Annotated in this window: 12 protein-coding genes; 4 read left to right on the top strand and 8 right to left on the bottom strand. The window is 72.8% G+C overall.

Features of this window, described 5'->3' with window-relative positions:
- Window positions 1-186: 186 nt before the first annotated feature.
- The 3 genes from ABZ876_RS07595 to ABZ876_RS07585 form a co-directional block, all read right to left on the bottom strand.
- Window positions 187-570, bottom strand: coding sequence for a DUF3040 domain-containing protein (locus tag ABZ876_RS07595; protein WP_361775848.1), 384 nt, complete (start codon window positions 568-570; stop codon window positions 187-189).
- A 276-nt stretch (window positions 571-846) separates the two neighbouring features.
- Complete coding sequence (locus ABZ876_RS07590) at window positions 847-1,617, bottom strand: methyltransferase (protein ID WP_361775845.1); 771 nt, start codon at window positions 1,615-1,617, stop codon at window positions 847-849.
- 140 nt (window positions 1,618-1,757) lie between these two features.
- Window positions 1,758-2,327 carry an SAV_6107 family HEPN domain-containing protein gene (locus tag ABZ876_RS07585; protein ID WP_361775842.1) on the bottom strand — a complete coding sequence of 190 codons (570 nt, stop codon included), beginning with the start codon at window positions 2,325-2,327 and terminating at the stop codon, window positions 1,758-1,760.
- Window positions 2,328-2,514: 187 nt separating this feature from the next.
- On the opposite strand from ABZ876_RS07585, the gene ABZ876_RS07580 reads away from it, so the two are divergent.
- The 4 genes from ABZ876_RS07580 to ABZ876_RS07565 all read left to right on the top strand — a co-directional run bounded on the left by ABZ876_RS07580 (window position 2,515) and on the right by ABZ876_RS07565 (window position 8,058).
- Window positions 2,515-3,378, top strand: a complete 864-nt coding sequence (locus ABZ876_RS07580) for an ATP-binding cassette domain-containing protein (RefSeq protein WP_361775839.1) — start codon at window positions 2,515-2,517, stop codon at window positions 3,376-3,378.
- Window positions 3,350-5,434 (top strand): YhgE/Pip domain-containing protein, encoded by a 2,085-nt coding sequence (locus ABZ876_RS07575; protein ID WP_361775836.1) that lies wholly within the window; start codon window positions 3,350-3,352, stop codon window positions 5,432-5,434. The genes ABZ876_RS07580 and ABZ876_RS07575 overlap by 29 nt, the downstream gene beginning before the upstream one ends.
- A gap of 56 nt (window positions 5,435-5,490) precedes the next feature.
- Window positions 5,491-6,123 (top strand): TetR/AcrR family transcriptional regulator, encoded by a 633-nt coding sequence (locus ABZ876_RS07570; protein WP_361775833.1) that lies wholly within the window; start codon window positions 5,491-5,493, stop codon window positions 6,121-6,123.
- A 408-nt stretch (window positions 6,124-6,531) separates the two neighbouring features.
- On the top strand, window positions 6,532-8,058 hold the full coding sequence (locus ABZ876_RS07565; protein WP_361775830.1) for an NAD(P)/FAD-dependent oxidoreductase: 1,527 nt from the start codon (window positions 6,532-6,534) through the stop codon (window positions 8,056-8,058).
- Between the two features lie 48 nt (window positions 8,059-8,106).
- Here ABZ876_RS07565 and ABZ876_RS07560 read toward each other — a convergent pair whose 3' ends face one another.
- The 5 genes from ABZ876_RS07560 to ABZ876_RS07540 form a co-directional block, all read right to left on the bottom strand.
- Window positions 8,107-9,036 carry a hypothetical protein gene (locus ABZ876_RS07560; protein WP_361775827.1) on the bottom strand — a complete coding sequence of 310 codons (930 nt, stop codon included), beginning with the start codon at window positions 9,034-9,036 and terminating at the stop codon, window positions 8,107-8,109.
- A 56-nt stretch (window positions 9,037-9,092) separates the two neighbouring features.
- The gene (gene metF, locus ABZ876_RS07555; protein ID WP_361775824.1) at window positions 9,093-10,016 is read right to left on the bottom strand and encodes a methylenetetrahydrofolate reductase [NAD(P)H]; all 924 of its coding nucleotides are present in this window, start codon (window positions 10,014-10,016) and stop codon (window positions 9,093-9,095) included.
- Between the two features lie 212 nt (window positions 10,017-10,228).
- The gene (thiE, locus tag ABZ876_RS07550; RefSeq protein WP_361775821.1) at window positions 10,229-10,879 is read right to left on the bottom strand and encodes a thiamine phosphate synthase; all 651 of its coding nucleotides are present in this window, start codon (window positions 10,877-10,879) and stop codon (window positions 10,229-10,231) included.
- A gap of 109 nt (window positions 10,880-10,988) precedes the next feature.
- Window positions 10,989-11,354 carry an Rv2175c family DNA-binding protein gene (locus tag ABZ876_RS07545; RefSeq protein WP_361775818.1) on the bottom strand — a complete coding sequence of 122 codons (366 nt, stop codon included), beginning with the start codon at window positions 11,352-11,354 and terminating at the stop codon, window positions 10,989-10,991.
- A gap of 128 nt (window positions 11,355-11,482) precedes the next feature.
- Complete coding sequence (locus ABZ876_RS07540) at window positions 11,483-12,709, bottom strand: FAD-dependent oxidoreductase (protein WP_361775815.1); 1,227 nt, start codon at window positions 12,707-12,709, stop codon at window positions 11,483-11,485.
- Window positions 12,710-12,791 lie beyond the last annotated feature (82 nt).

Below are 12,791 nucleotides of genomic sequence, written 5' to 3'. Positions count from 1 at the left end.
CCCGAGCCCCGAAGGCCCTCCCGGGCCGGCCCACCCCGGCCCCGCACACCGCTCCCGGAAGCACCAGGCGGCCAGGTCGCCCGGTACGGCGTGGGCGTCGTCAGGGGTCGTTCGGGGATGCGTGAGGGGGCGGCCACCCGATGGTGGCCGCCCCCTCACGGAAGACTTCGGCTCGGGCCCGGAGGGCTAATGGCCCTGTTCGTCCCGGCGTCGCTGCCAGCGCTGTTCGATGCGGTCCATCATGGAGCGCCGCTGCCTGACCGGCCTGCGGGCGCCCGGCGCAGCCTGCTCGCCCGGCTTGGGAACCTTGCGCCAACCGGTGACCACCAGCACCGCACAGCCCAGCATGACGAGGAAACCCACCACGCTGATCCAGATCTGCTTGGCGACCATTCCCGCCATGAGGAGCGCGATACCCACAAGGAAGCCCGCCGCCGCCTGGTAGACCCGTCGCCGGGTGTACGTACGCAGCCCGCTTCCCTCAAGCGCTGTCGCGAACTTGGGATCTTCGGCGTACAGCGCTCGCTCCATCTGCTCGAGCATTCGCTGCTCGTGCTCCGAGAGCGGCACGGAGTCCTCCTCATCGTGCAGTCGCCGGGGCGACCGGGGGTCCCCTTCAGGATAGGCAGGGAATCGCCCCCTTGAAACCCGCCCCTCTACGCCAATTGGCCAACCGGGATCCGTCATGGCCGTCCTGGCTCACTGAGGCTTCCATTCCCCAGTGGCCGACCCGTCATGCCGGGCGGTCTCCCTCGATCATACGGCGCGCACCGCCCGATCGGGGGCCCTGTGGCGTACTCCATCCGCCGCCGCGCCGCTGATCAGCGAGGCGTCACGGCAGTCGGCTCAGGCCTCGCCCGCACCCCGGGTCTCACCGAGGACGTGCAGTTGCGTGGCCACGGAGTGGAAGGCGGGGACCTCGGCGGCCGCGGCCTCCAGCTTGAGCAGCGCGTCGAGGGCGCCGGGTTCGGTGTCCACCAGGACGCCGGGCACGAGGTCCGCGAAGACCCGGACCCCGTGCACGGCGGCGACTTCGAGGCCCGAGTCCTCGACGAGCCCGGTGAGCTGCTCCGCGGTGAAGCGGTGAGGCACGGGGTCGCCCTCGCCCCAGCGGCCGTCCGGATCCTGGAGCGCCTGCTTGGCCTCCTTGAAGTGACCGGCGAGGGCCCGCGCCAGGACGGCGCCGCCGAGCCCCGCGGCGAGCAGGCTCAGCACGCCGTCGGATCGCAGCGCGGCGACCACGTTGCGGACGCCCTCGGCGGGGTCGTCCACGTACTCCAGGACACCGTGGCACAGCACGGCGTCGTAGCCCCCCGGCTCCACCACGTCGAAGAGACCGTGGGCGTCGCCCTGGACGCCCCGCACCCGGTCGGCGACACCGGCCTCGGCGGCCCGCCGCTCCAGCGCGAACAGCGCGTTCGGGCTGGGGTCGACCACGGTGACACGGTGGCCGAGGCGGGCCACGGGCACGGCGAAGTTGCCGCTGCCGCCACCGGTGTCGAGGACGTCGAGCACATCCCGCCCCGTCGCCTTGACGCGGCGGTCGAGGGCGTCCTTGAGGACGTCCCAGACCACGGCGGTACGGAGGGCAGCGCGGGGGCGCATCGGGTCCGACACGGCAGTTGACTCCTCGGCGCGGCACCGCCTGGTGTTCGGCGGAGCGATCGGAACGGCTTCCGGCCCCGGTACCAGGGCGAAAGGCTTCAGGCGCCTCCACCCTATTGCCTGCGGCACCATGCCCGGAGCCCCGACCCAGCTCACCCGGCGTCCGGGATCTCTCTCTCGCCCGCCTCCACTTCTGCCGCACCCCGCTCGCCGTTGTGCCGGGGCTGCGGCAGGACCGGCTGGAGCAGCAGCGTCCGTTCGACCAGGCGCAGAAACATCGCCACGTCCCGTATCAGATCGTCGGCGTCGCGGGCGCCGGCGGCGCCCTGGATGCCGGCCTCGGCGCGGGCGCGGCGCGCGGCGCCGGAGGCGAACAGCGCGCTCCACTCGGTGAGTTCGGGCGCGATCTCGGGGAGCACTTCCCAGGCGCTCCTGATCCTGGCGCGGCGGCGGGGCGTGGGCTCCGGCCGTCCGCGCGCGGCGAGCACCGCGGCCGCCGTGCGCAGGGCGGCCAGATGGGCTGTCGCGTACCGCTCGTTGGGCGTTTCCAGGCGGGTCGCCTCGTCGAGTCCGGCGCGGGCCTGGGCGAGCAGGTCCAGTGCGGCGGGCGGGGCCGTGGCCCGGCGCAGTACGGGGTGCACGTCGCTCGCCGGGCCGGTCAGTGAGGGGGCAGGGCCGGTGGCGCGGCGCCTGCGTGCGGCACCTGCGGGGTAGCTGGCCATGACGAACCTCCTGTCGTCTGCGTGACGGCACTGTGGCCGTATGTGCTCATCGTGAGGTATGGCACTGACAATCCGTTCTGACCTGCGCTTTTGCTTCGTTCAGAGGTTCGGGTTATTTTTGCACTGACCAGTCAGTTCAAAACCGGTTTCCCCGACTGGGCCGCTTGCCCCGGGGAACCAGGGGGGCATGGACATGAGGGAAGCAGCGGCCGGGGTGGCCGTAGAGGCCACGGACCTGGGCCTGAAGGGCCCGCGCGGCCAGGTGTTTCGAGATGTCCGTCTTCAGGCCCGGCCCGGGTCGCTCATCGCCGTCGAGGGGCCCTCGGGCTCGGGCCGGACCTGTCTGCTGCTGACGCTCAGCGGACGGATGAAGCCGAACGCGGGCCATGCCACCGTCGGCGGGCACCGGCTGCCCAAGGAGATGTCCGCGGTGCGCCGGATCAGCGGGCTCGCAAACGTGTCCGGCGTCACCGACCTGGAGCCGGCGCTGACCGTCGGCGAGCATCTGCGCGAACGGGCCCTGCTGGAGAGCCGGTTCGGCGACTCCCTGCGCGCGCTGCTGCGGCCTCGCGACGAGCGCACGGCGGCGGCGAGGCGGCGCATCGACACCGCTGTCGCCGCGGCCGGGCTCGACCAGGACGCCCTGCCCAAGGGGCCCCGCACCGCCGTGCGCGATCTGGAGCGCCTGGAGGCCCTGCGCCTGTCCGTGGCCCTGGCGCTGATGGGCCGGCCGCGCCTGCTCGCCGTCGACGACACCGACCTCAAGCTCTCCCCCTCCGAACGGGCCGTGGCTTGGGCCCTGTTGAGGTCCGTCGCCGAGGCCGGGACCACGGTTCTCGCGGTGTGCGAGGAGGCCCCGCAGGACGCGCTGGTGGTGTCGACGTCACCCGGCGGCCGCGTACCACCGGACCGGGACGTGGACCCACCGGACGCCGTGCGCGGCGCGGAGGACGCCCCCGAGGAGGCCACCACACCCGACGAGCCCTCCGGAGACGGCTCGAACGACGACAAGGAGACGGCCGATGCGCACGCCGAAACTGGCCGCGCTTGAGCTCAGGCGGTTCGGCAGGGGAAAGCTGCCGCGGGCGGCACTGGCCGCGCTCCTGCTGCTGCCGCTGCTGTACGGCGCCCTGTACCTGTGGTCGTTCTGGGACCCGTACGGGCGCCTCGACCGCATCCCCGTGGCGCTGGTCGACGAGGACAAGGGGGCCACGGCGGCCGGAAAGAGGATCACCGCGGGCGACGACCTCGTCGAGGGACTGCGCAGGAGCAAGACCTTCGAGTGGCACCGGGTGAGCGCCGGCGAGGCCCGGCGGGGCGTCGAGGACGGCACCTACTACCTGTCGCTGACGATGCCGTCCGACTTCAGTGAGCGGATCGCCTCCAGCTCCGGGAAGTCCCCCGAGACCGGCGCCCTCCAGGTGCGGACCAACGACGCGAACAACTACATCGTCGGGCAGATCTCCAAGACGGTGTTCAACGAGGTGCGCGCGGCGGCCTCCACGAAGGCCTCGCGGTCGTTCCTGGACCGGATCTTCATCTCCTTCTCCGACATCCACGGGAAGACCGTGCAGGCGGCCGAGGGAGCCGACCGGCTCACAGGCGGGATCGGGAAGGCGGAGAAGGGCTCCAAGGACCTCGCCGACGGCCTGAAGAAGGCCGAGAACGGCAGCGGGCAGCTGTCGAGCGTCCTGGCGCAGCTCACCAAGGGCTCGGGCGATCTCCAGAGCGGGACGCAGCGGGTCGCCGCCGGCACCCAGGCGCTGGCCGACCGGGTGGACGGAACGGCCGACCAGGTGCGGCCGTTCCTGAAGAAGAACGGCCGGCAGATCGCCGACACCGCGACCCTGGTGGCCGATTCTGCGGGGGTGATCGACGGCCACCTCGACGCGTTCGTCACCACGGCCCCGATCGCGGAGAGCGGCACCCGCAAGGCGTCCGACACGCTGGACGCGGTCTACGAGAGGCGCTGTGTGGAGCAGCTCCTGCCCGACTCCGCGTGCGACGATCTCAAGAAGGCGAAGGACGCGGCGGCGGAGGCGGCGAGGCTCGCTCACGACGTGAACGCCGTGGTGCAGGACTACCACGGCGACATGGCCGCCATGAAGACGGACCTGAAGACGCTCCAGCAGCAGGCCCGGGCCCTCGCCCAGGCGGCACCGCACCTCTCCGAGGACCTCGACGACGCGGTCGCCAAGGTGGACGCGCTCAACACGGGCGCCGCCCGGGTCGCCGAGGGAGCGGGGACTCTGCACGCCGCACTCGACAGGACACAGACGGGCGCGGCCGGCCTGAACGAGGGCATCGGCCGGCTGGAGACGGGCGCGATCGACCTCAACGGAGGCATCTACAAGCTCGCCGACGGCTCAGGGAAGCTCGCGGGCGGCCTGCACAACGGTGCGTCGAAGATCCCCGACTACGACAAGCAGGACCGCGACCGCCGCACCGACGTGATGGCCGACCCGGTGCAACTCGCCTCCAGGGACCTGCACCACGCGCCGAACTACGGCACCGGATTCGCCCCCTACTTCATTCCGCTGTCCCTGTGGGTGGGCGCCATGGTGGCGTACATGCTGATCCCGCCCCTGAACCGGCGCGCGCTCGCGGCGGGCGCCTCGGCCTGGCGGATCGCGCTGGCGGGCTGGCTGCCGGTGGCCGCCGTGGGTGTCGTGCAGACGGTCGCGCTGATGGCCGTGCTGCACTGGGCGGTCGGCCTGGAGATGGTGCGGGCGGCCGGCACGATCGGGTTCCTGTTCCTGGTGGCGGCGTGCTTCGGGGCACTCGTGCAGTGGCTGAACGCGCGCTTCGGGGCGGCGGGCCGGATCCTCGTCCTCGCCCTGCTGATGCTCCAGCTGACATCCGCGGGCGGTACCTACCCCGTGCAGACCAGTCCGCGCTTCTTCAACGCGATCCACCCGTATCTGCCGATGAGTTACGTCGTCGAGGCCCTGCGCAGGCTCATCACCGGCGGCGGTCTCGGGCCCGTCTGGCAGGCGTGCGCGGTACTGGCGGCGTTCACCGTCGGAGCCCTCGCGCTCACCGCCCTGTCGGCCCGCAGCAGGCAGGTGTGGACCCTCGAACGGCTGCACCCGGAGCTGACCCTGTGACGTCCACGGCCGGGCCCGCGCCCTCCGACGCGCCCTTTCCTGTGAGAATCAGGGCCATGGAACGCAGCAGTGCCGCCGCGCCAGGCGGCTCGAGCCGCCGCGAGGCGACCCGGCAGAAGCTCTACGAGGCGGCCGTCACCCTCATCGCGGAACAGGGTTTCTCCGCGACGACCGTCGACGAGATCGCCGAGCGGGCGGGGGTCGCGAAGGGCACGGTCTACTACAACTTCGCCAGCAAGTCCGTACTCTTCGAGGAGCTGCTGCGACACGGCGTGGGCCTGCTCACCGCCTCCCTGCGGGAGGCGGCGGAGCGGACCGCCCTGGCCGGCGGCAGCAAGGTGGACGCCCTGGACGCCATGATCCGCGCGGGACTCGGCTTCATCGCCCGCTATCCGGCCTTCACCCAGCTGTACGTGGCCGAGCTGTGGCGCACCAACCGGGCCTGGCAGTCCACCCTCATGGTGGTCCGCCGGCAGGTGGTCGCGGCCATCGAGGACGTACTGCAGGAGGGCGTGGCGAACGGGGAGTTCAGCGAGGAGATCGATGTCCAGCTCACGGCGGCCGCACTGGTCGGCATGGTCCTGGTGGCGGCCCTCGACTGGCAGTCGTTCCAGCCGGAGCGCTCCCTGGACGATGTCCATGCGGCACTGTCGAGGCTGCTCCAGGGGCGCGTGAGCGGCAGCCGGTAGCACGCCCGGCGCACGAAAGCGCCGGTTCGGGGTGGCCGCGTGTAAAGCGGGCCGCCCCGAACCGGCGCTCCGTCGTTCCCCCGTGCCCCCGTGCGGTCGTCCCCCGGGTCCCCCCGTGCCTCGCTTCCGCCGAACCGGGTCGGCGGAAGGAGCGGGCCAGGGCGCGGGCGTCGTTCCGCCGCCCCGTGTCGGCGGTGCCGAGCCGTACCCCTTTCCGTGCCTCCACTTTCTCGTTCGCGCGGTTCGGGTCCCATCCGCGCGCGTACTCATCTCATCGACTAGGTACGGATACTCAGTGCTGAGCGCTCATCCCCACGCCAGGCCGCCGCGGGCGGCCGGGGTCATGTCGCAGGCGCTGATCACAGGCCCGCGGCCGGGTTGTCGGCGGTGGCCTATAAAGTCACCGGCATGGCACGGATTGCGGTGATCGGCGCCGGGATGGGTGCGATGGCGGCCGCCGCCCGGCTGGCCGTCGCGGGCCACCGGGTGGTGGTGTACGAGCGCACGGAGACGTACGGCGGTGCGGTGCGCCGTTTCACGCGTGACGGCTTCTCCTTCGACACCGGCCCGGGCCTGCTGCCGCTGCCGGCGGTCTACCGCGACCTGTTCGTCAAGACCGGCAAGGAGCCGCTGGAGAGCTGTGCCGAACTGGTCCAGGTGGACCCGTCCGCGCGGCACGTCTTCGCGGACGGCACGGAGGTGGCGCTGCCGAACGCGTCCCGCGGCGGTGTGGTCGCGGCGCTCGACGCGGCGCTCGGCGGTGGGGCGGGCGAGCGGTGGGGCGACTTCCTGGTGCGGGCCCGCGAGGCCTGGGACCGCACACGCCGACCGCTCCTGGAGGAGCCGCTGTGGCCCGACTGGTCGGTGCTGGCCGAGCGTGAGCCGTACCCGGCGGTGCCGCACCGGAAACTGCTGCGCACCCGGCGGGCCGGCACGCTCGCCGAGGTCGGCGCCTTCGAACTGCGCGATGCCCGGCTGGCGGCCCTCCTGGAGAGCCACGCCCTGGCGTACGGGCTGGATCCCCGCACGGCCCCGGCGAGCGCAGCGGTGCTGCCCTACATGGACCACGCCTTCGGCACCTGGTATGTGCGCGGCGGGATCCGGGAGCTGGCCCGTGCCGTGTACGAGCGCTGCCTGGCCCGGAAGGTGGAGTTCGTCTTCGGCGCCGAGGTCGCCGGGATCGTCGAGAAGGACGGCCGGGCGGCGGGCGTGGAGCTGGCCGGGGGGCCCTCCGGGCCGTCGGGGCCCGCAGGAGGATCGGTCGCGGACGCGGACCATGTGGTCGCCGGGGTCGCGCCCGGCGTGCTGGACCGGCTGGTGCCGGGGACGGCGTCGGTGCGCGGGACGGGGGAGGCCGGTCCGCAGCGCGGGATGCCCGGGCGGCTGACGGTGCTGCTGGCGCTGCGCGGCGGCCGGCCGGAGGGCACCGTGCACCGGACGGTGGTCCACCCGGCCGACCGTGTGGGCGAGCTGGACCGTCTGTTCGGCGCGGGAGCCGGGCTGCCGCCCGCCCCGACGGTGACCGTGCTGCGCCCGGACGACCCCGCGCTGGTGCCCGACGGGGGGCACGAGGCGGTCACGCTGACGGTCACGGCGCCGGCCGGCCTGCGCCCGTCCGAGTCCGATGTGGACCGGATCGTCGAGGCCGCCGAGCGCGCGATACCCGGTCTGCGGGACCGGGTGCTGTGGCGAGAGGTGCGTACCCCGGACGACATCGCCGAGGAGACCGGCGTGCCCGGCGGCGCCGTCCCGGCGCCTGCCCTCGCGGCGGCCGGCGGACGGCTGCTCCAGCCGTCCAACAGCACGCGCCTGCCGGGCCTGTTCACGGTCGGCGGCTGGTCGCACCCCGGCGGCGGCCTCCCCCATGCCGGCATGTCGGGGGCCCTGGTCGCCGGGCTGATCGTGGAGGGGCCGGACTTCCGGGGCTCGCAGTGACACCGGGGCGCCCGGTCGTGCGCGAGGGCCGCGCGCGACCGCGGTGGCTCAGAAGCGGTAGTGCTCGTCGAAGCCGTGCCCCTGCGCGGTGCCGTTCGACGGGGCGCCGTTCCCCTGGTACGGGTACGGCTGCTCCTGCGGGAGCTCACCGCCGTACGCGTCGTCGGTGCTGCGCTGCTGGGGAACCCAGACACCGCCGGCCGAGGTCTCGCCGTACGTGCCGGTGGCGTACTGGTCCTGCCCGTACGCCTGCTGGCCGTACTGCTCCTGGCCGCCGTAGGCGGGGTCGTAGGCGCCGCCGTAGGTCTGGGTGCCGGCGTAGGGGTCGGAGTAGCCGCCGTACTGCTGCTGGGCGCCCTCGTAGCCGTAACCCTGCTGGGCATAGCCGGAGTAGCCGTCGTAGGCGTAGGCCTGCTGACCCTGGGCCTGGTCCGCGCCCGCGTAGGAAGGGTCCGCGGCGGCCGCGTACGCGGCGCCGGTGTAGACGCCGTACGAGCCGGTCTCCTCGGGCAACGGCTGCGGCTCGTAGACGGCGGTCGCCTCGGCGGCGCTCTCCGCGGGCTGGGATCGGGCGAAGACGTTGTCGTCGTCGTAGGAGTCGTGGTCCTGCGGGTGGGCCGCTCCGGTCGTCGGCTCGTCCAGGTCGGGGCCGACGCCCTCCTCTGCCGGCTCCTGGTGGGCCGCCTCCCCGCGGCGGCGCTTGCTGCCCCCGCCCTCGCGCGGGCGGTGGCCGACGGCCCAGCCGGCCGCGAAGCCGCGGCGGAACGACAGCGTGACATAGGTCTGCCCGACCGCGAACGCCGCGGCGCCCACTGCGATGACCAGCACCGAGGCGGTCAGCACGCCGAGCACGACACCGAGGAAGCCGACGAACGCCAGCAGCCGCCAGCGCAGGCGCGCCTTGTACTGAAGCAGCACCTCTCCGAGCAGCCACAGCGCGACGATGCCGAACGCGATGTAGAGGACCGTCCAGCCCATGTACGCCCCTCTCCCAGTGCCCGCTACGCAGTGTGTCGTAGATCGGTGCGACCGGTCTAGGCCCGCTGCGGGTGGTGCAGGCCCAGATTTTCGTAGATTTCCAGCGTCGCGGTGGAGTTGTTGAGTGTAATGAAGTGCAGTCCGGGGACTCCCTCGGCCAGCAGCCTCGCGCAGAACTCCGTGGCGAACTCGATGCCAATCGAGCGTACAGCCGCCGGATCGTCTTTCGCTGTGAGGATCCGCTCTTTCAGGGCGGTGGGCAGGGGGGCGTTGCTGAGCTGTGGCAGCCGCTCCAGCATCCGCACGCTGGTGACGGGCATGACCTCGGGGATGACCGGGGTGGCGCAGCCGGCCTCGGCGACCCGGTCGCGCAGCCGCAGATACGACTCCGGCTCGAAGAACATCTGGGTGATCGCGTAGTCGGCACCGGCCCGGCACTTGTCGACGAAGTGCGCGACGTCCGTGTCCCAGTCGCTGGAACGCGGGTGCATCTCGGGGAAGGCGGCGACCCCCACGCAGAAGTCGCCCGACTCCTTGATGAGGCTGACCAGTTGGGCCGCGTAGGTCAGGCCCTTGGGATGGGGGACCCATGCGCCCATCGGGTCGCCGGGCGGGTCGCCGCGCACGGCGAGCATGTTGCGGATGCCGGCGTCCGCGTACTGGCCGATGATGTTGCGCAGCTCCGCGACGGAGTGGTTGACCGCGGTGAGGTGGGCGACCGGGGTCAGCGTCGTGTCCACGACGATCTGCTGGGTCTCCTTCACCGTGCCCGCACGGGTGGAGCCGCCCGCGCCGTATGTCACGGAGACGAAGTCCGGGGCGACCGCCTCGACCCTCCTCAGTGCGCTCCACAGGTTCCGCTCGCCCTTGGGGGTCTTCGGCGCCGAGAACTCGAACGAGTACGTCGTCTTGCCGGTGGCGAGGATGTCGCGCACGGTCCGCGCGCGATCAGTCCTCGTGGATGCGGTTCCGAGGGCCATAGTCGCAGGTTAGCCAGGGGGAGGCGGTCCCCCAACCGGACGCATGAAATTTGCCCGAATTGTCGACTTTTTGTCCACCAGTCGGACACCGCGGCGCGATCGGGTCCGAAATGTCGCCTCGATTGTCCAGCATTCGGACACCAGGCAGGATCGGCGCAGGAGGACGCCCCTCCCGTGGCCCCACGGCGCCGAGCGCCCGGCCGGCGGCGCCGCTACGCCGTCCGCAGCCGCTTCGCGAACTCCGCCGCCGCCGCGCCCGGGTCGTCCGCCTCCGTGATCGCGCGGACGACGACCACACGGCGGGCACCGGCCTCCAGCGCCTGGTCCAGATTGCCGAGGTCGATGCCGCCGATGGCGAACCAGGGGCGGTCGGTGCCCAGGGCGGCGGTGTGCCGGACCAGGCCGAGACCGGGAGCGGGGCGGCCGGGCTTGGTGGGGGTGGGCCAGCAGGGTCCCGTGCAGAAGTAGTCCACGCCGTCCTGGACGGCGGCGGCCTCGGCCTCCGCCGCGGAGTGCGTCGAGCGGCCTATGAGGACATCGTCGCCGAGGAGGGCGCGGGCCGCGGGGACCGGGAGATCGCCCTGGCCGAGGTGCAGGACGTCCGAGGCGGCCGCGTGCGCGACGTCCGCACGGTCGTTCACCGCCAGCAGCTTGCCGTGGCGAGCGCAGGCGTCGGCGAAGACCTTCAGATGCTCCAGTTCCTCGGCCGCCTCCATGCCCTTGTCGCGCAGCTGCACGATGTCGACACCGCCGGCGAGGACCGCGTCGAGGAACTCGGCGAGGTCGCCCTGGCGCTTGCGGGCATCCGTGCACAGGTAGACACGGGCGTCGGCGAGCCGGGCGGTGCGGGCGGTTTCGGGCACGGTGGGTCCCCCGGGGTCGGTGGCGTACGGGCCGCGGCGGGCGCGGCCGACCGGAGGCCGGGGCCCGTGGACCCGCGGTCCGTACGCCGGACGGTTTTTCTCGATCGGATCAGACGGCGAGCGCCTGAGCGCGGCGCTTCACCTCCGTGCCGCGATTCTCCCTGAGGGCCTGCGCGGGGGTGCCGGGCAGGGTGGGATCGGACGTGAACAGCCACTCGATCATCTCTTCGACCGTGAAGCCGTCGTCCCGCAGCAGGGTCAGGGTGCCGGACAGGCCCTTGACCACCTTGTCCCCGTCGATGAAGGCGGCGGGGATGTGCAGTGCGCGGTTCTCGCCGCGGCGTACGGCGATGAGCTGGCCCTCCTTGACCAGCTGTCGCACGCGGGTCACCTCGACGCCGAGGGCTTCGGCGATGTCGGGGACGGTGAGCCAGGCGGGCACAAGAGCATCGATCTTTGCGTCAATCTCGGTCACGGGATCAAGCGTGCCATCCCGGACTGACAGTCGGAAGCGGGGCGCCTCCGGTGGAGTGCGGGTTGCCTCCGGCGGTGGACACGGAGGGCCGCCGCGTCCCGCTGACGGGGGGATGCGCAGGGCAGAGGCTAGGCCGTCGCCTCCTTCAGCGGGCGCGAGGGATCCGCCAGCAGGCCGGGGTCCATCGGGGCACCCGATTCGATCAGCCGACGGCCCTGCGCCAGGTCCCGGGGGCGGCCCACCGCCAGCAGGCCCACCAGCCGGCCGGAGCGCAGCCAGCACACCGCCCAGGCGGCTCCCCCCGGGTCCCCGCGCCACACCGTCTGATCGGCGGACGCATGGTGGCCCACGTACTGGACGAAGCGGCCGAACTGCTCCGACCAGAAGTACGGCACGGGGTCGTACGCCATCGGTGTCTCCCCGATGATGTTCGCGGCCACCGTGCGCGGGCCCTGGAGGGCGTTGTCCCAGTGGTGGACCAGCAGGCGCTGCTCGTACCGCCCCGACGGGAAGGACGCGCAGTCCCCGACCGCGTACACGTCCGGCACCGATGTACGCAGATGCTCGTCGGCCAGTACCTCCCCGTGCACGCCCAGCTCGATGCCCGAGCCGGCGAGCCACGCCGTGGCCGGGCGCGCTCCGATGCCCACGACCACCGCGCCCGCCGGCACCCGGGACCCGTCGTCGAGCACCACGGCCCCCGGCTCGACGCGGTCCACGCGCGCGCGGGTGCGCAGTTCGGCCCCGCTGTCCGCGTACCAGGCGGCCATCGGCGCGGCCACCTCCGCGGGCAGCGCCCCCGCGAGCGGCCGGTCCGCGGCCTCCACCACGGTCACCGCGCAGCCCGCCTCACGCGCCGCGGTGGCGAACTCGGCACCGATCCAGCCCGCGCCCACGACCACGATGTCGTGCTGCTCGGCGAGGACCGGCCGCAGCCGCTCGGCGTCGTCCAGCGTGCGCAGCAGATGCACACCGGGGACGCCGTGCGCGCCCGGCAGCCGGATGGGTTCGGCTCCGCTGGCGAGGACGAGAACGTCGTATGGGACGGGTCCCTCGGTGGTGTCCAGCTCGTGGTCGCCGGGGCGCAGGCCGACCACCTCGCAGCCCAGCCGGAGTTCGATGCGCAGGGCCTCGAAGTCGACGTCGAAGGCGGAGCCCTCGGCCTTGCCGAGCAGCACGGCCTTGGACAGCGGCGGCCTGTCGTACGGCTGGTGCGGCTCCGCGCCGATCAGTGTCACGCTGCCGGTGAAGCCCTGTTCGCGCAGGGCGACCGCGGTCTGCACCCCGGCCATGCCCGCGCCCACGACGACGACGCGCCGTGCCGAATCGCCCCGTGCCTGCGTCTGCTCGCTCACCTGATCACCATAGTCAACTGACAATGCGTCAGTCAGGGGGCATGCTGAGTGACCTGCTCCACAGCACTCGTCCCGCTGGCTG

It is taken from the genome of Streptomyces sp. NPDC046931 (assembly GCF_040644655.1).
Taxonomy (GTDB): Bacteria; Actinomycetota; Actinomycetes; order Streptomycetales; family Streptomycetaceae; genus Streptomyces.
The sequence above is the reverse complement of the archived record's forward strand: the minus strand, read 5'-3'. Positions and strand labels throughout refer to the sequence as shown.

What these genes read in the sequence shown, in the direction of transcription:
- ABZ876_RS07585 (WP_361775842.1), bottom strand. Translation starts at nt 2,327, where the DNA reads ATGGCCAGCTACCCCGCAGGTGCCGCACGCAGGCGCCGCGCCACCGGC.
- ABZ876_RS07580 (WP_361775839.1), top strand. Translation starts at nt 2,515, where the DNA reads ATGGACATGAGGGAAGCAGCGGCCGGGGTGGCCGTAGAGGCCACGGAC.
- ABZ876_RS07575 (WP_361775836.1), top strand. Translation starts at nt 3,350, where the DNA reads ATGCGCACGCCGAAACTGGCCGCGCTTGAGCTCAGGCGGTTCGGCAGG.
- ABZ876_RS07570 (WP_361775833.1), top strand. Translation starts at nt 5,491, where the DNA reads ATGGAACGCAGCAGTGCCGCCGCGCCAGGCGGCTCGAGCCGCCGCGAG.
- ABZ876_RS07565 (WP_361775830.1), top strand. Translation starts at nt 6,532, where the DNA reads ATGGCACGGATTGCGGTGATCGGCGCCGGGATGGGTGCGATGGCGGCC.
- ABZ876_RS07560 (WP_361775827.1), bottom strand. Translation starts at nt 9,036, where the DNA reads ATGGGCTGGACGGTCCTCTACATCGCGTTCGGCATCGTCGCGCTGTGG.
- metF (WP_361775824.1), bottom strand. Translation starts at nt 10,016, where the DNA reads ATGGCCCTCGGAACCGCATCCACGAGGACTGATCGCGCGCGGACCGTG.